The sequence below is a fragment of the Georgenia sp. M64 genome (assembly GCF_038049925.1).
Lineage (GTDB): Bacteria > Actinomycetota > Actinomycetes > Actinomycetales > Actinomycetaceae > Georgenia.
Genome location: NZ_CP145809.1, coordinates 2040399 through 2059602 on the forward strand (window position 1 = coordinate 2040399; position 19204 = coordinate 2059602).

The window sequence follows — 19204 nt, forward strand, 5'->3', positions numbered from 1 at the left end:
CGGCGGGACGGCTCAGGCGTCCCGCCCCCCCTCACAGGGCCAGCGTCTGTGCGACGCGACGGACCGCATGGGTCCGTCGCTCTCGCAGCGCGCTGATGGGGGTGGCGCCGAGCTCGGCATCGGGGGTGAAGAGCCACCGGAACGCCTCCAGGTCGTCCATACCGCCGTCCGCCAGCAGCATGAGCGTGCCCCGCAGGGCGGGGAGCGGTCCAGGCTCGTCCGACTCCCCCGGCAGGAGCAGGAACTCGCCCGGGATCGCGGCCGACCCGTTCGGGCCGTGCGGGACGGTCAGCAGGCGACGGTCCCGGACCAGGGCGCGGACGTCGCGCTGCCGGAGGCCGAGGATCTCGGCGACCTCGGGGACGGAGAGCCAGGTGGTGGGTTCTTCGGGCGCATCGCTCACGGGGCAAGAGTAGGGCGCACGGAAAGGAATGTGGACGGAGCCGGGACGAAGGGCTTGGCGCGTCACCACATCAGTCGCTACTGTCACACCGTTAACACAAGTCACATCATCATCACCAGGCACATGGTCACGTCGGCCGGCACCCACCCGGGTGCCGCACGCGGCCCGGGTGAGACCGACGTTGGAGGATCGATGAAGGCCGAGCACCGTTCCCAGCCCTCGGCGCGGGCGCACGCGGGGCGGGCCGGCGTGGGCCTCGCCCTCGCCGCCACGACCGCCGCCGGGATGGCCGTCCCCGCGGCCGCCGCTCCGGCACCCGCCGCGCGTCCGGCCCCCGCGCTCCACGGCGCGCTCGCGGCTCCGGTCCACGTCCAGCCGGCCGCGCCGGTGATGACCTACCGCGTGCAGGCCGGCGACACCGTCTCCCACATCGCCGCCCGCACGGGGTCCTCGGTCGGGGCCATCGTCGGGGCGAACGGCCTGGACGCCCGCGCCGTGATCCGGGTCGGCCAGATGCTGCGGATCCCCTCCGCCGCCTCTGCCTCCGCCACCGCGACGCCGGCCGCGCCGGCTGCTGCACCCGCGGCCACCACCCACACGGTGCGCAGCGGCGAGTACCTCTCGGGCATCGCCCGGCAGTACGGCACCTCGGTCTCGGCCCTGGTGAGCCTGAACTCCCTCGCCTCGCCCGACCGGATCTACGTCGGCCAGAAGCTGCGGGTCGCCGGCGCCGCGGCCGCCCCGGCCTCCCCCTCCGCCGCGAAGCCGGCCGCCCCGGCAGCCACCACGCACAGGGTCGTCGCGGGCGACACCGTCTCGGTCCTGGCGGCACGGTGGGGCACCACGGTCGCGGCGGTCGCGCAGGCCAACGACCTCGGACCCGCCGCGACGATCTACGTCGGGCAGCGCCTGACGGTCCCGGCCAAGGCGTCCGCCGCCCCGGCACCCACCACCCAGCCCCTCGTGCCCAGCAGCTTCATGGGCAGGACCTACCCCGAGGCCACCGTCGCCTCGGCCAACGCGAACAAGGCGACCCTGCTCGCGACCGGGGTCCCCTCCCGGGCCGAGATGCAGGCGCTGGTGGTCTCGGTCGCCCGCCAGATGGGCGTCGACCCGGCCCTCGCCCAGGCGCACGCCTTCCAGGAGTCGGGCTTCAACCACGCCTCGGTCTCCCCCGCCAACGCGCTCGGCACCATGCAGGTCATCCCGTCGTCCGGCCGGTGGGCCTCGGACCTGGTGGGACGCCCGCTCAACCTGCTGGACCCGCACGACAACGTCGTCGCCGGGGTGGCGATCATCCGCTACCACGTGCGCACGGCCCCCGACCTCGACACCGCGATCGCCTCGTACTACCAGGGCGCCGGGTCCGTGGCCCGCAACGGGCTCTACCCGGACACGAAGATGTACGTCGCGGCCGTCCGCGCCCACATGAACCGGTTCTGAGGACGTCCGGGCCCGGCACGCCTGCCGGGCCCGGCACCGCTGCCGGGTTAGGCTCGCGGCCGTGGACACCGCGACCCTCGACCCGATGATCGGCCGGCTGGTCGACGACCGGTACGAGGTCGGCGCGCGCATCGCCCGCGGCGGCATGGCCACGGTCTACCGGGCCGTGGACCGTCGTCTCGAGCGCACCGTCGCGCTGAAGGTGATGCACCCGCACCTCGCCGAGAGCCCGGACTTCGTGGCCCGCTTCCGCCGCGAGGCGCGCGCGGCCGCCCGCCTCACCCACCCCGGGGTGGTGGCCGTGCACGACCAGGGCACCACGGGCGAGGCGAGCTACCTCGTCATGGAGCTCGTCGAGGGACCCAACCTGCGCACCGTCCTGCGCCGCCGCGGCGCGTTGCCGCTCGGCGAGGCGCTCACCGTGGTCGACCACGTCCTCGACGCCCTCGCCTCGGCCCACCGCGCCGGGCTCGTCCACCGCGACATCAAGCCCGAGAACGTCCTGCTCACCCAGGACGGACGCCCCAAGGTCGCGGACTTCGGGCTCGCGCGCGCCGTCAGCGAGGCCACCGCGGCGACGACCGGGACGGTCCTGGGGACCGTCGCCTACCTCGCGCCCGAGATCGTCACCGAGGGCCGGGCGGACCAGCGCGCCGACGTCTACGCGGTCGGGGTCCTGCTCTACGAGCTCCTCACCGGCCGGCCGCCGTTCACCGGGGACGCCCCGATCCGCATCGCCTACCAGCACGTCACCGACCGGGTGCCGGCCCCCTCCGCCCGGCTGTCGTGGCTGCCTGCCGAGGTCGACGAGCTCGTCGGGGCCCTGACCGCGCGGGAGCTCGACGAGCGCCCCGTCGACGCAGCCGCGGCCCTGGCCCTCGTGCGCCGGTGCGTGCACGACCTCGACCCCACGGACCTGGCGCGGTGCGCCGACGTGCCCCCCACCGCCCAGCCGGCCGCCGAGGAGGCGCCCGACGCCCGCGGCACCGCTGCCGTCGACCTCCCCCGCCGGCACGGCACGGTCGCACTGCCCATCGGTGCCCTCGCCAGCCGCGACGAGGGTCCGGCCCGGCGGGCGAGGGCGTGGCCGCGGGTGGTCGCCCTGCTGCTCGCGATCGCGGTGGTGGCGGGCGCCGGCGCCCTGTGGTGGTTCCAGGTCGGGCCCGGCGCCACGGTCCCCGTCCCGCAGGCGCAGGGACTGGCGGAGGACGTCGCCGTCGACGCGCTGCGCGACGCCGGCCTGGTGCCGGTCGTCACCCGGACCCACCACGACGACGTCGCCGCCGGGGAGGTCATCGGCACCGACCCGGCCGGCGGGACCGAGGTGCGCACCGACTCCGAGGTCGCCGTCCAGGTCTCCCTCGGGATCCTCACCGTCCCGGTGCCCGACGTGACCGGCCGGGACCGCGACGCCGCGGAGGACGCGCTCGCCGCCGCCGGCCTGGCCGTGACCGAGGTCCGGGAGGAGTTCCACGACACCGTGCCGGCCGGGGAGGTCGTCTCCTCCTCCCCCGCCGCGGCGGAGGTCGTCGAGCACACCACCGGTGTCGTCCTCGTCGTCTCTGCCGGCCGGGAGCCGGCCGAGCTGCCCGACGTCACCGGTGCGGCGGCCGCCGACGCCGAGGCCGCGCTCACCGCGGCCGGCCTGGCTGTGGGCGAGACGACCGAGGACTACTCCGACACCGTCGCCGCCGGTCTCGTGCTCGCCCAGTCCCCCGCGCCCGGCGAGGCCCAGCTCTACCGCGGGGACACCGTCGACCTCGTCCTCTCGCGCGGACCGGAGCTGCTCGCCGTGCCCGAGGTGGTCGGCACCCAGGTGCGCACCGCCCGGCAGACCCTCGTCGACGCCGGCTTCCAGGTCGAGGTCGAGGAGGTGCTCGGTGCCTTCTTCGGCACCGTCCGGGCCCAGGACCCCGAGGCAGGGTCGATGCTGCCCCGGGGCAGCGTCATCACGCTCACGGTCGTCTGACGGCGGCCCTCACTCCTGGTAGGCGTAGCGCTCCTCGCGCCAGGCGTCGCCGCGCAGGTGGTAGCCACGCTCCTCCCAGAAGCCCCGCTCGACCTCGGTGAGGTAGTTCCACCCCCGGAGCCACTTGGGGCCCTTCCACGAGTACAGGTGGGGGACGATCAGCCGCATGGGCCCACCCCGCTCGTCCGTCAGGGGCTCGCCGTCGTGGTGCGTGGCCAGCAGGGCGCGGCCCGAGACCAGGTCCTCCAGGCGGACCGTGGCGGCGTAGCCGTACTCGGCGAAGACGAGGACGTGCTCGACGTCGGGCCGAGGCGGGGCGAGCTCGACCACGTCCCGGGCCGCCACCCCCGCCCAGCGCTCGTCGACGGCGGACCACCCGGTCGCGCAGTGCAGGTCCGCGACGAGCGTGCGCCGGGGCAGCGCGGTGACCTCGTCGAAGCCGAGGACGTGCTCGGCGCCGTCCGCGGTGGCACCGCCGACCGTGAGGCGCCACCGCTCGGGCCGCCTCGCCGGCACCGGCCCGTAGTGCATGACGGGCGCGCGGGCGACCAGGTGCTGGCCGGGCGGGAGGAACCTGTCCGCAGGCAGACGCGGGCCCGGGTCGACCTCCATCCGGTCCGGCGGGGCCATCGTCCTCAGTGCCCGCGGATCATCTCGGCGACGTCGAAGGCCATCTCGAGGGACTGCTGGTGGTTCAGCCGCGGGTCGACGAGGGTCTCGTAGCGCCGGGCCAGCGCCGCGTCGTCGACCTCCTCGCTGCCGCCGAGGACCTCGGTGACGTCGTCGCCGGTGAGCTCGACGTGCAGGCCGCCCGGGACCGTCCCGAGGGCCTTGTGGACCCCGAAGAACCCGTGCACCTCGTCCAGCACGGTGGACAGCTCGCGGGTCTTGTAACCGGACGGGGAGGTGATGGTGTTGCCGTGCATGGGGTCGCACACCCACGTCACCGGCCGCCCGTCGGCCGTGACCCGCTCGACCAGCGCCGGCAGCGCGTCGCGGATCTTGCCGGCGCCCATGCGGGTGATGAAGGTCAGCCGGCCCGGCTCGCCGTCGGGGTTGAGCCGGTCCATGAGCGCCAGGGCGTCGTCGCCCGTCGTCGTCGGGCCGAGCTTGACCCCGATGGGGTTGCGGACGCGCGAGAGCAGATCCACGTGGGCGCCGTCGACCTGCCGGGTGCGCTCGCCGATCCAGACGAAGTGGGCGGAGGTGTTGTACGGCGCGCCCGTGCGCGAGTCGATGCGGGTCATCGCCGACTCGTACTCCAGCAGCAGGGCCTCGTGGGAGGAGTAGAAGTCCACGGTGCGCAGGGCGTCGAAGTCGACCCCGCAGGCGGCCATGAACCGCATCGCGCGGTCGATCTCCGCGGCGAGGACCTCGTAGCGCGCGTAGGCAGGGTTGGAGGTGAAGCCGCGGTTCCAGTCGTGGACGAGGCGCAGGTCCGCGAACCCGCCGTACGTGAAGGCTCGGATGAGGTTGATCGTCGTCGCCGAGCGCGTGTACGCGCCGACCAGGCGCTGGGGATCGGGGGTGCGGTCCTGCGGGGTGAAGGCGTGGCCGTTGACGGCGTCACCCCGGTAGGCGGGCAGCGTCACCCCGTCGCGGGTCTCGAGGTCGGAGCTGCGGGGCTTGGCGTACTGGCCCGCCATGCGGCCCATCTTGATGACCGGCATGCTGGCGCCGTACGTGAGGACGGCGGCCATCTGGAGGATGGTGCGGATCTTGTTGCGGATCCGGTCCGCCGTGGACTCGGCGAACGTCTCCGCGCAGTCCCCGCCCTGGAGGAGGAACGCCTCGCCCCGGGCGGCGGCGGCCAGGTGGCCCTTGAGGTTGTCCACCTCGCCGGCGAAGACCAGCGGGGGCCGCTCGCGCAGCTCCGCGGTGGAGGCGTCCAGCGCAGCCTGGTCGGGCCATGCGGGCTGCTGCGCGGCCGGCAGGTCGCGCCAGTGCTGCAGACCCGCCAGGACTTCCTCGGATGCCTCGATGCTCACGCGCCCAGGATAGGTGTTCCCGGCACGTGAGACGGACGTCGTCCGGCAGCCGGACGACGCCCGAACCACGGCGGCGTCGGTGCGTGTCAGTGCGCGGCGGGGGCCGCGGCCTCGACCTTCTGCCCGATCCCGGCCATGAGCTCGCCGAACCACTCCTGGCCGATGTCGAACGCCTTGCCGCCGGCGATGCGCGGGAACGGCACCGCCTTGAGCCGGTCGCCGTCCTCCTCGTCGTGCCCGATGACACCGGACTCCCCGCGCAGCGCGCACTCCACGGCGAGGTCGGTCATGGACTTGATGAGGCGCAGGTCCTCGGCGTTCGCGCGGGCCGAGCGGGAGAAGTAGCCGCTCTTCTGCACCATAACCTTGTCGGCGCCGATCCGCTCGGCGAACTGCTGGGCGAACCAGCGGCCCGGGTTGATGGTGTCGAGCTTGACGTGGCCGAACGGGTCGCGCTCGACCTCCTCGCCCTTGGCCTCGAGCTCGGCGACGATCTCCGGCACCCCGGCGCCCTCGGACAGGAAGACGTTGACGTTGCCCTGCTCGTCCATGATGGTGCGCAGGCGCTCCGCCTCACCGTCGATGTCGAGGTGCATCTCGGGCAGAAACACCGCGTGGATGTCCCACCGCTCCCGGCTCAGGCCGATGCTGGGGACCCACTCCTGGGTGTCGAGCCACGACCGGTAGGACCTCGCGGCCGCGGCCGTCAGCCACCCGCAGTGCCTGCCCATGACCTCGTGGACGATGAGCATGCGGGGGTTGACGCGGTGCTCGCCGATGACGTTCTGCGCGAACTCCGCCGCCTCCTCGGCCGCGGTCCATGCGCCCAGCGACTGGCGGATGGGCACGATGTCGTTGTCGATCGTCTTGGGCAGCCCGACGACGGTGAGGTGGTAGTCGTGCTCCTCCAGGTACGCGGCCAGGTCGGCGGCGGTGGTGTTGGTGTCGTCACCGCCGATCGTGTGCAGGACGTCGATGCCGTCCTCGCGCAGGCGCTCCGCGGCGACCTCCAGGGGGTTCTGGCCCTCGCGGACCAGGCCGCGCTCGACGAGGTCCTTGGCGTTGGTCAGCTTGACGCGGGAGTTGCCGATGGGGCTGCCGCCGAAGCGGTGCAGGACGCCCGCGTGCTTGCGGGCCTCGGCGTCGACGGCGACCTTCGTGCCCGTGAGCAGGCCGTGGTAGCCGTGCTGGTAGGCGACGAGCTCGACGTCGGGGGCGATCTCGGTGTACCGCTCGATCAGGCCGCCGACGGCGGAGGAGAGGCAGGGGGCGAAGCCGCCGGCAGTGAGCAGCGCGACGCGTCGGACCGTCATCGAGAACCTTCCGTCTGTCCGGGCCCGCGACGGACGCCGCCGGGCCGGGCCGCCGCGGTCGCGGTCGGACCCGCAACCATCCTAGAGGGGCGTCCCGGGGCGGCTCCGGGCCCCCCGGCACCCCGTCGCGCGCGGCGGGCGGGTGCCGGTGGCCGGTCGCGGCGATCTAGAGTGCAGGCATGGCCGGACCGAACCGCGAGGGCGACCCCCCCGGCGAGCTCGACGACGCCGCCGTCGCCGCGCGGTGGGCGGAGCTGACGGCCTCCCTCGGTGAGCTGGCCGTCCCGCCGCCCGAGCGCCCCGGGCCCACGCCCGACGAGGCCGGCCCCGACCGGTCGGTCCCCGGCGACGTCTCCGGCGAGGAGATCCCCGTCCGCCCCGCGGACCTGCCGGGGGCTCGCGTGGTGCGCCCCGCGGCGCCGGGTCCGCGCGACTACGTCCCGGACGAGGACGACGACGAGGGCTACGAGCCGCCCGAGCCCGAACCCCTCACCCACGCCGACCCGGCCGTGACCCTGGGCTGGGTCGCGACGATCGGTGCCGTCGTGCTGGGCGTGGTCCTCTCGGTCGTGTGGCGCCCGGTCCCCGACGGGGTGCTCGGGGCCCTGGCGCTCGTCCTGGCCGGCGGCGTCGGGCTGCTCCTGTGGCGCATGCCCGCGCGCCGCGACCGCGACGACCGCTCCGACGGGGCGGTCGTCTAGACCGCTCAGTGCCGGGCGAGGTCCGCCGCGCCGACGATGCCCGCCTCGTTCTCCAGCTCGGCGAGCTCGATCGTCAGCTCCCCGCGGTAGCCCCGCGCGGACAGGTGCCGGGCGAAGGAGGCGCGGATCGGCTCGAGGAGGAGTTCCCCGGCCGCGGCCACCCCGCCGCCCACGACCGCCATCTCGGGGTCGACCGCGGCCGCGAGGTCGGCGATGCCCACCCCGAGCCAGAAGCCCAGCTGGGCGAACAGCTCGATGGCGAGGGGGTCGCCGGCCTGGGCGGCCGCCGTGACGTGCGGGCCCTGGATCTTCCTGTCCCCGGCGAGCTCGAGCAGCGCACCGGCCCGGTCCGGGTACGCCACCGCCGCCGCACGGGCCGAGCGGGTCAGCGCCCGTCCGGAGCCGTACATCTCCCAGCAGCCCTCGTGGCCGCAGCCGCAGTAGTGCCCGCCCGGGACGACCTGCATGTGACCGATCTCGCCGGCGGCGCCGTGCGCGCCGCGCAGCAGCCGGCCGTTCAGGACGAGCGCCCCGCCCAGGCCGGTGCCGACCGTGAGCATGACCATGTCCTCGACCGCGCGGGCCCGGCCGAAGCGGAACTCGGCCCAGCCGGCGGCGTTGGCGTCGTTCTCCACCACGATCGGCAGGTCGATGCCCGCGGCGAGGCGGTCACGCAGCGGGTGGTCGCGCCAGGCGATGTTGGGGGCGAAGAGCACCGCGTCACGGCGCGGGCTGACGAACCCGGCGGCCGCCACGCCGACGGCGCCGACCGTGTGGGTCCGGCGCAGCTGCGCGACGGCGGAGATGACGGCCGCCTCGATCGCGCCGGGGTTGTCCGGGTCGGTGTCGAGCCGGACCTGCGAGAGCACCGTCCCGGCCTCGTCGACCACGCCCGCAGCGATCTTGGTGCCGCCGATGTCCACGCCGATGGCGTCCATGCCGTCCGTCCTTCCGTCGAGTGTCCGGGGTCCATCGTGGTGGGTCACGGGCCCTGGCGCGCAGACGTCCGCCCCTCGGCGCGCCGGGCGACGGGCGTGTTGCGGCCCGTCCGCACGACTAGGGTGGCCCCACGGGATTCACCGCCCCCTGCCGATGGAGACAGCATGGACGAGTTCGCCACCCCTCGCGCCGTCGAGGTCGACCCCTCACGGAGCATCACCGACTATCTCCTCGACCATGCTCGGGAGACCCCGACCAAGGTCCTGTACGAGGAGAAGGTCGGCGACACGTGGGTCCGCCGTGACGCCGCCTGGACCCTGGCCCGGGTCGAGGCGGTCGCGAAGGGACTCATGGCCGCGGGCGTCGGCCCCGGCGACCGCGTGGGCATCATGTCCCGCACCCGCCTGGAGTGGACCCTCATGGACCTGGCCGCCTGGCACGCCGGCGCCGTCCCGGTACCCGTGTACGAGTCCAGCTCCGCCTCCCAGGCCCAGTGGATCCTCTCCGACTCCGGCACCGTCGTCGTGGTCGTCGAGACCGCCGCCAACGCCGCCACCGTCGAGGAGGCCAAGGGCGTCGAGGGCGGCCTGCCGAACCTGCGCGAGGTGCTCACGATCGACGCCGGCGCGCTCGACACGCTCGCCGAGCGGGGCGCGCAGGTCAGCGACGAGGAGCTCGCGGCGCGGCACGGAGCGGTCGGCCTCGCCGACCTGGCGACGATCATCTACACCTCCGGAACCACCGGGCGGCCCAAGGGAGCCGAGCTCACCCACGGCAACTTCGTCGAGCTCTCCCTCGAGGCCATCCGCGAGCTCCACACCGTCTTCGACCCGCCCGAGGCGCGGTCGCTGCTGTTCATCCCGCTGGCGCATGTCTTCGCCCGGTTCGTCGAGGTCCTCGTCCTGCTCTCCGGCCGTGCCCTGGGCCACACCCCCGACACCAAGCAGGCCGTCGCGGACTTCGCGACCTTCCACCCCACGTTCATCCTCTCCGTCCCCCGGGTGTGGGAGCGGGTCTACAACGGCGTCGAGGCCCGCACCGGCGGTGGCCTCAAGACGAAGATCTTCCGCTGGGCGGCCAAGGTCGCCATCGTCTACTCCCGCGCCCTGGACACCGCGTCGGGGCCGTCCGCGGCGCTCAAGGCCCAGCACCGGCTCGCGGACAAGCTCGTGCTGTCCAAGATCCGCCACGCGCTCGGCGGCCAGGCCGAGTACGCGGTCTCCGGCGGCGCGGCCCTGGGCGAGCGGCTCGGCCACTTCTACCGCGGCGTCGGGCTCAAGGTCCTCGAGGGCTACGGCCTGACCGAGACCACGGCACCGACGAACGTCAACCGGCCCGAGCGCATCAAGATCGGCACGGTCGGCCCGCCCCTGCCCGGCACCGCGATCCGCATCGCCCCCGACGGCGAGATCCTCGCCAAGGGCATCCCGGTCTTCCGCGGGTACCACAACAACCCCGAGGCGACGGCCGAGGCGTTCGAGGACGGCTGGTTCCGCACCGGCGACCTCGGGTCCCTCGACGAGGACGGCTACCTGCGCATCACCGGGCGCAAGAAGGAGATCATCGTCACCGCCGGCGGCAAGAACGTGGCCCCCGCCCCGCTCGAGGACGCCATCCGTGCCCACCCGCTCGTCTCCCAGTGCGTCGTCGTCGGCGACCAGCAGCCCTTCATCGGCGCGCTCATGACCATCGACGCGGAGATGCTGCCCGGCTGGCTCGCCAACCACGGCAAGGACGCGATGACGGTCACCGAGGCGGCGCAGGACCCGTTCGTCCGCGAGCACCTCCAGATGGCCGTCGACCGGGCCAACCACAAGGTCTCCCGGGCCGAGTCGATCCGTGCCTTCCACGTCCTCGATGACGACTTCACGGTCGAGAACGGCTACCTGACGCCGTCGCTGAAGGTCAAGCGCAACGTCGTCCTCGCCGACTTCGCCGACGTCGTGGACAAGTTCTACGCCGACGCCGCGGCGAGCCGCGCGGCCAGCCAGGGCTAGCGCCCCGGCGCGCTCGGCCCCCGCAGCGGGCACACGAGGGGGTCACCACCGCCGGCGGTGGTGACCCCCTCGTCGTCGGCGTGGGACGGCGGCGGTGTCGGTGGTCGGCCCTACCGTGACGGCCATGGCAGCCACCCTCCTCGACGTCGCCCCGGGCGGCCGTCTCACGCTGGACGGAACCACGCGCAACGCCGCCGGCGTCGGGGTGCCCGTCCAGCTCGGCCTGGACGAGCTGGGCACGGCGCTGCACGAGGTCACCTTCGTCGTCGTCGACCTGGAGACGACCGGCGGGTCCCCCACGGGCTCGGAGATCACCGAGATCGGCGCGGTGAAGGTCCGTGGCGGGGAGGTCCTCGGCGAGTTCCAGACGCTCGTCAACCCCGGGGTGGCGGTCCCGCCCATGATCACCGTCCTCACCGGGATCACCACGGCGATGGTCATGGCGGCGCCGCCGGTCACCGAGGTGCTGCCGGCCTTCCTCGAGTTCGCGGGCCTGGACCGCGGATCGGTCCTGGTCGCGCACAACGCCCGCTTCGACGTCGGGTTCCTCCGGCACGCCGCCGAACGCATGGGCCTGCCCTGGCCCCGGCCCGCGGTCGTGGACACCGTCGCCCTGGCGCGCCGGGTCGTCACCCGGGACGAGGCGCCCAACCACAAGCTGTCCACCCTGGCCGGGCTGTTCGCGACCGAGGTGACGCCCGACCACCGCGCGCTGCACGACGCGCGCGCCACGGTCGACGTCCTCCACGCGCTCCTCGGGCGCCTGGCGCCCCTGGGCGTCACCCACCTCGAGGACCTGCACACCGCCGCCGACCCGGTGCCCTCCGGGCGCCGGCGCAAGGCCGGCATGGCGGACGGGCTGCCCTCGGGCCCCGGTGTCTACCAGTTCCTCGGCCCGCGGGGTGAGGTCCTCTACGTCGGGACGGCGGTGGACCTGCGCCGGCGCGTGCGCCAGTACTTCACCGCGGCCGAGAAGCGCGCCCGCATCGGGGAGATGCTCGACATCGCCACCTCGGTGCGCCCGATCCCCTGCGCGACGGCGCTCGAGGCACAGGTGCGCGAGCTGCGGCTCATCGCCGAGCTCGACCCGCCCTACAACCGCCGGTCCCGTCGGCCCGACCGCCGCCCGTGGCTGCGCCTGACCGACGAGGCCTTCCCCCGGCTCAGCGTCGTGCGCAATCTCCCGGCCGCCGAGCTCGGCTCCGCGATCGGCCCCTTCCACTCCCGCGCGGCCGCCACCGCCGCGCTGGAGGCGCTGCAGGAGGCCGTGGCGCTGCGCCGCTGCTCGCCGCGCCTGCCGGTGCGCCCGTCCCCCACCGCGGCGGCGTGCGCCCTGGCGGAGATGGGCCGGTGCGGGGCACCGTGCACCGGGGCTCAGGACCGGACGGCCTACGAGGTGGCGCTCGCGCCGGCCCGGGGCGCCCTCGGGACCGAGCTGGACCCCGTGGTGGAGGTGCTGCGCGCCCGGATCTCCGCCCTCGCGGCCCAGCAGCGGTACGAGGAGGCCGCCACCGAGCGCGACCGGCTCCGCGCGCTCGTCCAGGGGGCGCGTCGCGCCCAGCGGCTGCGCCCCCTGGTCACGACGCCGGAGCTCCTCGCGGCCCGGCGGGCCGACGACGGTGGGTGGGAGCTCGTCCTCGTGCGCTACGGCCGGCTCGCGGGCGTCGCGGTCAGCCCCGCCCGGACCGATCCCACGTCGGTGATGGACGCGCTGCTGGCCACCGCCGAGCAGGTCGCTGCCTCGGACCACGCCTGCGGGGCGGCGCCGGTGGAGGAGACCGAGCTGCTCGCGGGCTGGCTCGAGCAGGACGGGGTGCGGCTCGTCCGGGTCGGCGAGGGCGGTATGCCGCTGGCGTGGCCGGTGCGCGGGGCGGCACGACACGCGGTGCCCGGCAGAGGATGATGGGCATGCGTCCCGCCCCCGCGGGCGCCCGACCGCCCCAAGGAGCGCACATGCTGACCGCCATCGTCCTCATCGACGCCGACGCCGCCCGGATCCCGGAGGTCGCCCAGGAGGTGGCCGAACTCGACGGCATCAGCGAGGTCTACTCGGTCACGGGCGACATCGACCTCATCGCGATCGCCCGGGTGCGCGAGCACGAGGACCTCGCCTCGGTGGTGGCCGACCGGCTCGGGAAGGTCGAGGGCGTCGTGCGGACGCAGACCTACATCGCGTTCCAGGCGTACTCCCGCCACGACCTCGAGCAGGCCTTCCACATCGGCCTGGACTGAGACCCGGTCAGCGGGTGGCCGCCACCCAGCGGGTGAGCAGGTCGCCGGCCGCGCCCGAGTCGACCGCGCGCGCCCCGTGCTCGATGCCGGCGCGCAGGCGTTCGACGAGACCGCCGTCCTCCGGGCCGGTGCCGGGCAGGGCGCCCTTGGCGACCATCGCCGCGGCGGCGTTGAGCAGCACGGCGTCGCGCACCGGTCCGCCCTCCCCCGCCAGGAACGCCCGGGCCACGCCCGCGTTGTAGGCGGCGTCGCGTCCTCGCAGGTCGGCCACGGTCGTCGCGGGCAGGCCGAGCTCGCCGACCGCGTCCACGGTGCTCGCGTGCACCAGGCCGTCGCGCACCTCCCACACGTCGTTGAGCGCGGTGGTGGAGAGCTCGTCGAGCCCGTTGCGGCCGCGGAACACCAGTGCGTCGGTCCCCCGGGCCGCGAGCACCCCCGCCACCAGCGGGGCCGTGCGCGCGTCGGCCACCCCGATCGCCGAGGCGCGTGGCCGTGCGGGGTTGGTGAGGGGGCCGAGGACGTTGAACGACGTCCCGACGCCCAGCTCGCGGCGGGTCGGCGCGGCGTGGCGCATCGAGGGGTGGAAGAGGTTGGCGAAGCAGAACGTGATGCCCACCTCGCGGAAGACCCGCTCGACGCCGCGGACGTCGAGGTTGAGGTCGACCCCCAGCGCCTCGAGGACGTCGGCCGAGCCCGACGACGAGCTCGACGCGCGGTTGCCGTGCTTGACCACGCGGATGCCGGCGGCCGCGACCACCAGGGAGGCCATCGTCGAGATGTTGACCGTGTGCATCCGGTCCCCGCCCGTCCCGACGATGTCGACGACGTCGTCCGCGACGTCGATCGGCGTCGCGTGGGCGAGCATCGCGTCGGCGAGGCCGCGGAGCTCCTCGACCGTCTCGCCCTTGGTCGCCAGGCCCACGAGGAACGCGGCGAGCACGGCCGGGGCCGTCTCCCCCGACATCACCCGGTCCATCGCCCAGGCGGTGTCCGCGGCCGTGAGGTCCTCGCGGCCGATCAGCCGGGCGACGAGCTCGGGCCACGTCCGGGCACAGGGTTCGCTCACGGCGCCGCGGTCGCGCGCAGCAGTCCCGCGACCGCCTCCTGCAGCTCGATCGGGTCGAGGGGAGCCGCGACGACGGCGTCGGCCTCCGCCCACGTCGCCAGCCAGGCGTCCTGCGGGCGACCGGTGAGGATGAGCACGGGCGGGCAGTTGTAGATCTCGTCCTTGAGCTGGCGTGCGATGGCCATCCCGCCGACCTTGGCCGCCTCGCCGTCGAGGACCAGGACCGCGAAGGAGCCCTGCTCGACCTTGCTCACCACACCGGCGTGGGTGGCGGCCTCGGTCCACCGCACGCGCGGCAGGCCCTTGGCGGGCCGGCGCCCGACCGACTCGATCACCGCGCGCCGGGTGTCGGCGTCGTCGCTGTAGACGAGCAGGTCCACGGTGCGCTCGTCGTTCGCCGACGGGTCGGAGCCTGTCTCCGTGCTGGTCATCGTCGTCCTCTCGGGCGTGGTGGGCGGTCGTGGTCGAGCCGGCCGCTCCAGGGCTGGGGGGCCGCGGACGGGCCCCCGCCCATGCTAGTGCGCGGCCGGTGGCCGGTCCGTCCCCGCTCGCCGGTGCGTCCGTCGATCCGGGCATACCGGGACGGAGCGGTCCGCGCCCCCGCCGGGACCTTCGTCATGGCTACTCGATCTTTCCGCGGAACTACGCTACTTCTGGCGATCTCCGCGACTCACCACGGGGCAATGTGGGCGCAGGTGCCCCGACCTGAGCCATAATGACGCCGTGTCGTCAACAACCGCTGCCCCCACGGCTCACGTGCAGGTGACAAGGCCGAACACCCTGTCGGTCGGCGTCATCGTCTGGCTCTCGAGCGAGCTGATGTTCTTCGCCGGCCTGTTCGCGATGTACTTCACCCATCGCTCGGTCGCCGGGCCGGAGGTGTGGGCGGCCGAGTCGGGCGCCCTGAACTTCCCCTTCGCACTGGGGAACACCCTCATCCTCGTGCTCAGCTCGGTGACCTGCCAGATGGGCGTGTTCGCGGCGGAGCGCTTCCAGCAGTCCCGGACGGGATCCCTGCTCAACCCCCTGCGCTGGGGCATGAACGAGTGGTACACGCTCACGTTCATCATGGGCGCGGTCTTCGTCGCCGGTCAGGTCACGGAGTACGCCGAGCTCATCCAGCACGGCACGAAGATCTCGACGAGCTCGTACGGGTCGGTCTTCTACATCACCACGGGCTTCCACGCGCTGCACGTCATCGGTGGCCTCGTCGCGTTCCTCTTCGTCCTCGGCCGGTCCTTCACCGCGCGGCGGTTCGGGCACCTCGAGGCCGGCAGCGCGGTCGTGACCTCCTACTACTGGCACTTCGTCGACGTCGTCTGGATCGCGCTGTTCTTCGTCATCTACATCCTGCGGTAACCCCGTCCCGCACACCGACCACCTGCCCACCACCGACCCGAACGAGGACGACCATCGTGAAGGCATTCGCCGCCAGCAGGAGGAACCGGTTCGCGCCGGCCGTCCTCGTGCTGCTCGCCCTGCTCCTGACGGGGGCCCTGTACGCCGTGCTGGCCCCCCGCAGCGCCACCGCCGCCCCGGCCGCGGCCAGCGCCCAGACCGTCGGTGCCGGGCAACAGCTGTTCCGGGCCAACTGCGCCACCTGTCACGGCATGGACGCCGAGGGCACCGACCTCGCGCCGTCCCTCGTCGGTGTGGGCGCGGCGTCGGTGGACTTCCAGATGGCGACCGGGCGTATGCCGATGGCGAACAACTCCCCGCAGGCGGAGGCCAAGGAGCCGCAGTTCACGCCCGACCAGATCGCGCTCGTCGCGTCGTACGTGGCGTCCCTGGCCCCGGGGCCGGCCGTACCCACCGCCGAGCAGGTCGACCCGGCCCTGGGCGACCCCGCGAGCGGCATGGCCCTCTTCCGCACCAACTGCGCCATGTGCCACAACGCCGTCGGGGCCGGCGGTGCGCTGAGCGAGGGCAAGTACGCCCCGTCGCTGTACGACTCCACGCCCACCGAGATCTACGAGGCGATGCTCACCGGTCCGCAGTCCATGCCGGTGTTCAACGAGGCCAACATCGACCCCGAGGGCAAGCGCGACATCATCGCCTACCTCTACGAGCAGCGCGAGACCTCCCCCGGCGGCATCACCCTCGGCTCCCTCGGGCCGGTGTCGGAGGGTCTGTGGGCATGGGTCATCGGCATCGGCGGTCTCATCGGCATGGGTGTGTGGATCGGAGCGAAGTCCTCATGAGCATCGACCGTCCCACGGCCCCGCCGGCCCTGCCGGAGCGCTTCGAGAACCCCGGCGTGGAGGAGCACAAGCCCCGGCTCAGCGACGTCGACCCGCGCGAGGCCCGCCTGGTCGAGCGCCAGGTGGTCATGCTGTTCGGCATCTCCACGCTGGCCTCCCTCGTCGCCGTCGTCGCCTACTTCCTCATCCCCTCCGAAGACACCCTCGGCTCCGTGCGCACCGCCACGCTCGTGCTCGGGCTCGGGCTCGGCATCGGCATGCTCGGCATCGGCGTCGCCGCCATCCACTGGTCCAAGTCGCTCATGAACAACATGGAGCGGGTCGAGCAGCGCCACCCCCAGCGCTCCGACGCCGACACCCGTGCGGTCGCCGGGCAGATGATGGTCGACGGCATCGACGACTCCGGGATCGCCCGGCGGCCCCTGCTCAAGGGTGCCCTCGTCGGGGCCGCGGCCCTCGCGCCGCTGCCGATCCTCGTCCCGCTCGTCGGTGGTCTCGGCGGCGACTGGAACGTCTCCAAGCTCAAGCACACCGTGTGGGGCGACCACCCCGAGGGGTTCGTCGGCACCCTCCCCGACGGGTCGGTGGGCCGCCGGCTCGCCCGTGACCCGGAGGACACCCCCATCCGCGCCACCGACGTCACCATCGGCTCCGTCTTCCACGTCATCCCCCACGGCCTGTCCGAGGAGGAGGAGTACTACGAGGAGAAGGCCAAGGCGGTCGTCCTGCTGGTGCGGCTCGACCCGCGCGTGCTCAAGGAGCGGCCCGAGCGGGCCGACTGGTCCTACGACGGGATCGTGGCCTACTCCAAGATCTGCACCCACGTGGGCTGCCCCGTCGCGCTGTACGAGCAGCAGACCCACCACCTGCTGTGCCCGTGCCACCAGTCGACCTTCGACATCGCGGACGAGGCCAAGGTCGTGTTCGGCCCCGCCGGCCGCCCGCTGCCGCAGCTGCCGATCGCCGTCGACGACGAGGGCTACCTCGTCGCCCGCAGCGACTTCACCGAACCCGTCGGCCCGACCTTCTGGGAGCGCCTGAGATGAGCACCTCCACCCACGGCACCCCGGCGGGGTACGCCCCGTCGAAGCCGGTCACCGCGACCGCCGACTACCTCGACAACCGCGTCGGGGTGGCCAAGGCCGTCAAGTTCATCTCCCGCAAGGTCTTCCCCGAGCACTGGTCGTTCCTGCTCGGCGAGATCGCACTGTGGAGCTTCGTCGTCCTCATCCTCACGGGCATCTTCCTCACGATGTTCTTCGAGCCGTCCATGGCACACACCACCTACCCGGAGGACGCCCTGCCGGCGTCGATGGCCGGGGTCGCCATGTCGGAGGCCTACGCCTCGACGCTGAACATGTCCTTCCACGTCAAGGGTGGTCTGCTCATGCGGCAGATGCACCACTGGGCCGCGCTGCTGTTCATGGCGGGCATCGTCATCCACATGTTCCGCATTTTCTTCACCGGCGCCTTCCGCAAGCCCCGCGAGATGAACTGGCTCGTCGGGTTCGTCATGCTGCTGCTCGGCCTCGCGGCCGGCCTGACGGGCTACTCCCTGCCCGACGACGTCCTGAGCGGCAACGGTCTGCGGATCACCGACGGCGTCGTGAAGTCGATCCCGGTGATCGGCTCCTACGCGAGCTACGCGATCTTCGGCGGGGAGTTCCCCGGGACCGACATCATCGCCCGCTTCTTCACCCTGCACATCCTCCTCATCCCGGCTCTGCTCATCGCCCTGGTGACCGTGCATCTGCTGCTCATGGTGGTGCACAAGCACACCCAGTACCCGGGGCCGGGCCGCACCGACCACAACGTCGTCGGCTACCCCGCGTTCCCCCTCTACGTGGCCAAGATGGCCGGGTTCTTCTTCATCGTGTTCGGCTTCCTGGCGATCATGGGCGCGACGATCTCTATCAACCCGGTGTGGAACTACGGCCCGTACGACCCCTCCCCCGTCTCGGCCGGCGCCCAGCCGGACTGGTACATGCTCTTCCTCGAGGGCTCCCTGCGGCTCATGCCGGGCTGGGAGTGGGTCGTCGCCGGGTTCTCGATCCCGCTCAGCGTCATCATCCCGGCCATCGTCGTGCCCGGGATCCTCTTCACCCTCCTGGGGGCGTACCCGTTCATCGAGGCGGCTGCGACCAACGACCGGCGCGAGCACCACGTCCTCGACCGGCCGCGCAACGCCCCGGTCCGCACCGGCATCGGGGTCGCCATCATCACGGCGTTCGTCGTGCTCGTCCTGGCGGGCTCCAACGACCTCCTCGCGACGCACTTCGACCTGGCGATCAACGACATCACGTGGTTCTTCCGCGTGGCGATCTTCGTCCTGCCGGTGCTCGCGTTCGTGGTCACCAAGCGCATGGCGCTCGCGCTCCAGCGCCGCGACCGCGAGCTCGCCCTGCACGGCCACGAGACGGGCCGCGTCGTCCAGCTCCCGAACGGTGCCTTCATGGAGGTCCACAAGCCGCTCACGCCGGAGGAGCGCTGGATCCTCGTCGCCCACGAGCCGCGTCGCCCGATGGAGATCGAGCCGGCCACCGACCGCAACGGGGTCGAGCGGCCGGGCTACCGCATGGACGCCCTCCGCCAGCGGCTCTCCCGCTTCTTCTACGAGGACCGGGTCGAGCCCCTCACCCCCGCCGAGCTCGCCGCGGTGCACCACCTCGCGGACGAGGTCGAGGGCGACGACGGCCCCCGCAAGCCCATCCACGGCGGGTCGATCGGCGTGGAGATGGAGGTCTCCCAGGGCCACCACGACGACGGCACCGGCCGCCGCAGCACCTCGGTGGCGACGCTGACCAAGCGCTGACGCTCTCGCGCAACCACGACGGCGGTCGGCTCCCCCAGGGACCCGGCCGCCGTCGTCGTAGGGCCCCAGAGGCCCGGCCGTCGTCGTCGTAGGGCTCACCCCGCCGGGCGACCCTCGCTGCCGACCGCACCAGCCGGCCC

The 19204-nt window shown here is 73.5% G+C and carries 17 protein-coding genes; 10 read left to right on the top strand and 7 right to left on the bottom strand.

Annotation, left to right across the window (positions count from 1 at the left end; genetic code table 11):
• Positions 1 to 31 precede the first annotated feature (31 nt).
• Positions 32 to 403: an Rv2175c family DNA-binding protein gene (locus AAEM63_RS09260; protein ID WP_341361237.1), complete on the bottom strand. Its 372-nt coding sequence runs from the start codon at positions 401 to 403 to the stop codon at positions 32 to 34.
• 192 nt (positions 404 to 595) lie between these two features.
• Here AAEM63_RS09260 and AAEM63_RS09265 point away from each other — a divergent pair, with 192 nt between their 5' ends.
• Positions 596 to 1846 carry a LysM peptidoglycan-binding domain-containing protein gene (locus AAEM63_RS09265; RefSeq protein ID WP_341361238.1) on the top strand — a complete coding sequence of 417 codons (1251 nt, stop codon included), beginning with the start codon at positions 596 to 598 and terminating at the stop codon, positions 1844 to 1846.
• Positions 1847 to 1907: 61 nt separating this feature from the next.
• Positions 1908 to 3815, top strand: coding sequence for a Stk1 family PASTA domain-containing Ser/Thr kinase (gene pknB / locus AAEM63_RS09270; protein ID WP_341361239.1), 1908 nt, complete (start codon positions 1908 to 1910; stop codon positions 3813 to 3815).
• A gap of 9 nt (positions 3816 to 3824) precedes the next feature.
• Here pknB and AAEM63_RS09275 read toward each other — a convergent pair whose 3' ends face one another.
• From AAEM63_RS09275 to AAEM63_RS09285, 3 genes are all read right to left on the bottom strand, one after another.
• Positions 3825 to 4445, bottom strand: coding sequence for a molybdopterin-dependent oxidoreductase (locus tag AAEM63_RS09275; protein ID WP_341361240.1), 621 nt, complete (start codon positions 4443 to 4445; stop codon positions 3825 to 3827).
• A gap of 5 nt (positions 4446 to 4450) precedes the next feature.
• Complete coding sequence (locus AAEM63_RS09280) at positions 4451 to 5803, bottom strand: 3-deoxy-7-phosphoheptulonate synthase class II (RefSeq protein ID WP_341361241.1); 1353 nt, start codon at positions 5801 to 5803, stop codon at positions 4451 to 4453.
• An 86-nt stretch (positions 5804 to 5889) separates the two neighbouring features.
• Entirely contained in the window at positions 5890 to 7116 is a 1227-nt protein-coding gene (locus AAEM63_RS09285; RefSeq protein WP_341361242.1) for a pyrophosphate--fructose-6-phosphate 1-phosphotransferase, read from the bottom strand.
• Between the two features lie 179 nt (positions 7117 to 7295).
• Here AAEM63_RS09285 and AAEM63_RS09290 point away from each other — a divergent pair, with 179 nt between their 5' ends.
• Positions 7296 to 7817, top strand: a complete 522-nt coding sequence (locus tag AAEM63_RS09290) for a hypothetical protein (RefSeq protein ID WP_341361243.1) — start codon at positions 7296 to 7298, stop codon at positions 7815 to 7817.
• A gap of 5 nt (positions 7818 to 7822) precedes the next feature.
• Here AAEM63_RS09290 and AAEM63_RS09295 read toward each other — a convergent pair whose 3' ends face one another.
• Positions 7823 to 8755 (bottom strand): ROK family glucokinase, encoded by a 933-nt coding sequence (locus tag AAEM63_RS09295; protein ID WP_341361244.1) that lies wholly within the window; start codon positions 8753 to 8755, stop codon positions 7823 to 7825.
• Between the two features lie 165 nt (positions 8756 to 8920).
• On the opposite strand from AAEM63_RS09295, the gene AAEM63_RS09300 reads away from it, so the two are divergent.
• From AAEM63_RS09300 to AAEM63_RS09310, 3 genes are all read left to right on the top strand, one after another.
• Positions 8921 to 10753, top strand: coding sequence for a long-chain fatty acid--CoA ligase (locus AAEM63_RS09300; protein WP_341361245.1), 1833 nt, complete (start codon positions 8921 to 8923; stop codon positions 10751 to 10753).
• A 124-nt stretch (positions 10754 to 10877) separates the two neighbouring features.
• Positions 10878 to 12656 carry a DEDD exonuclease domain-containing protein gene (locus tag AAEM63_RS09305; RefSeq protein ID WP_341361246.1) on the top strand — a complete coding sequence of 593 codons (1779 nt, stop codon included), beginning with the start codon at positions 10878 to 10880 and terminating at the stop codon, positions 12654 to 12656.
• A gap of 50 nt (positions 12657 to 12706) precedes the next feature.
• The gene (locus tag AAEM63_RS09310) at positions 12707 to 12985 is read left to right on the top strand and encodes an Lrp/AsnC ligand binding domain-containing protein (RefSeq protein WP_123919056.1); all 279 of its coding nucleotides are present in this window, start codon (positions 12707 to 12709) and stop codon (positions 12983 to 12985) included.
• Between the two features lie 7 nt (positions 12986 to 12992).
• Here the strand turns inward: AAEM63_RS09310 and trpD are convergent, their stop codons facing one another.
• Entirely contained in the window at positions 12993 to 14051 is a 1059-nt protein-coding gene (gene trpD / locus AAEM63_RS09315) for an anthranilate phosphoribosyltransferase (protein ID WP_341361247.1), read from the bottom strand.
• Positions 14048 to 14482 carry a hypothetical protein gene (locus AAEM63_RS09320; protein ID WP_341361248.1) on the bottom strand — a complete coding sequence of 145 codons (435 nt, stop codon included), beginning with the start codon at positions 14480 to 14482 and terminating at the stop codon, positions 14048 to 14050. The genes trpD and AAEM63_RS09320 overlap by 4 nt, the downstream gene beginning before the upstream one ends.
• 292 nt (positions 14483 to 14774) lie before the next feature.
• Between AAEM63_RS09320 and AAEM63_RS09325 the strand changes: the two genes are divergently transcribed.
• Genes AAEM63_RS09325 through AAEM63_RS09340 form a run of 4 tightly spaced genes read left to right on the top strand, consistent with a single transcriptional unit; the run spans position 14775 to position 19064 of the window.
• Positions 14775 to 15410 (top strand): heme-copper oxidase subunit III, encoded by a 636-nt coding sequence (locus AAEM63_RS09325; RefSeq protein WP_341361249.1) that lies wholly within the window; start codon positions 14775 to 14777, stop codon positions 15408 to 15410.
• Positions 15411 to 15466: 56 nt separating this feature from the next.
• Positions 15467 to 16252, top strand: coding sequence for a c-type cytochrome (locus AAEM63_RS09330; RefSeq protein ID WP_341361250.1), 786 nt, complete (start codon positions 15467 to 15469; stop codon positions 16250 to 16252).
• Positions 16249 to 17298 (top strand): Rieske 2Fe-2S domain-containing protein, encoded by a 1050-nt coding sequence (locus tag AAEM63_RS09335; RefSeq protein WP_341361251.1) that lies wholly within the window; start codon positions 16249 to 16251, stop codon positions 17296 to 17298. Before AAEM63_RS09330 ends, AAEM63_RS09335 begins: the two co-directional genes overlap by 4 nt.
• On the top strand, positions 17295 to 19064 hold the full coding sequence (locus AAEM63_RS09340; protein WP_341361252.1) for a cytochrome bc complex cytochrome b subunit: 1770 nt from the start codon (positions 17295 to 17297) through the stop codon (positions 19062 to 19064). The genes AAEM63_RS09335 and AAEM63_RS09340 overlap by 4 nt, the downstream gene beginning before the upstream one ends.
• Positions 19065 to 19204: the final 140 nt, after the last annotated feature.

What these genes read in the sequence shown, in the direction of transcription:
- AAEM63_RS09310 (WP_123919056.1), top strand. Translation starts at nt 12,707, where the DNA reads ATGCTGACCGCCATCGTCCTCATCGACGCCGACGCCGCCCGGATCCCG.
- AAEM63_RS09285 (WP_341361242.1), bottom strand. Translation starts at nt 7,116, where the DNA reads ATGACGGTCCGACGCGTCGCGCTGCTCACTGCCGGCGGCTTCGCCCCC.
- AAEM63_RS09265 (WP_341361238.1), top strand. Translation starts at nt 596, where the DNA reads ATGAAGGCCGAGCACCGTTCCCAGCCCTCGGCGCGGGCGCACGCGGGG.
- AAEM63_RS09295 (WP_341361244.1), bottom strand. Translation starts at nt 8,755, where the DNA reads ATGGACGCCATCGGCGTGGACATCGGCGGCACCAAGATCGCTGCGGGC.
- AAEM63_RS09275 (WP_341361240.1), bottom strand. Translation starts at nt 4,445, where the DNA reads ATGGCCCCGCCGGACCGGATGGAGGTCGACCCGGGCCCGCGTCTGCCT.
- AAEM63_RS09300 (WP_341361245.1), top strand. Translation starts at nt 8,921, where the DNA reads ATGGACGAGTTCGCCACCCCTCGCGCCGTCGAGGTCGACCCCTCACGG.
- AAEM63_RS09335 (WP_341361251.1), top strand. Translation starts at nt 16,249, where the DNA reads ATGAGCATCGACCGTCCCACGGCCCCGCCGGCCCTGCCGGAGCGCTTC.
- AAEM63_RS09320 (WP_341361248.1), bottom strand. Translation starts at nt 14,482, where the DNA reads ATGACCAGCACGGAGACAGGCTCCGACCCGTCGGCGAACGACGAGCGC.
- AAEM63_RS09290 (WP_341361243.1), top strand. Translation starts at nt 7,296, where the DNA reads ATGGCCGGACCGAACCGCGAGGGCGACCCCCCCGGCGAGCTCGACGAC.
- AAEM63_RS09340 (WP_341361252.1), top strand. Translation starts at nt 17,295, where the DNA reads ATGAGCACCTCCACCCACGGCACCCCGGCGGGGTACGCCCCGTCGAAG.
- AAEM63_RS09305 (WP_341361246.1), top strand. Translation starts at nt 10,878, where the DNA reads ATGGCAGCCACCCTCCTCGACGTCGCCCCGGGCGGCCGTCTCACGCTG.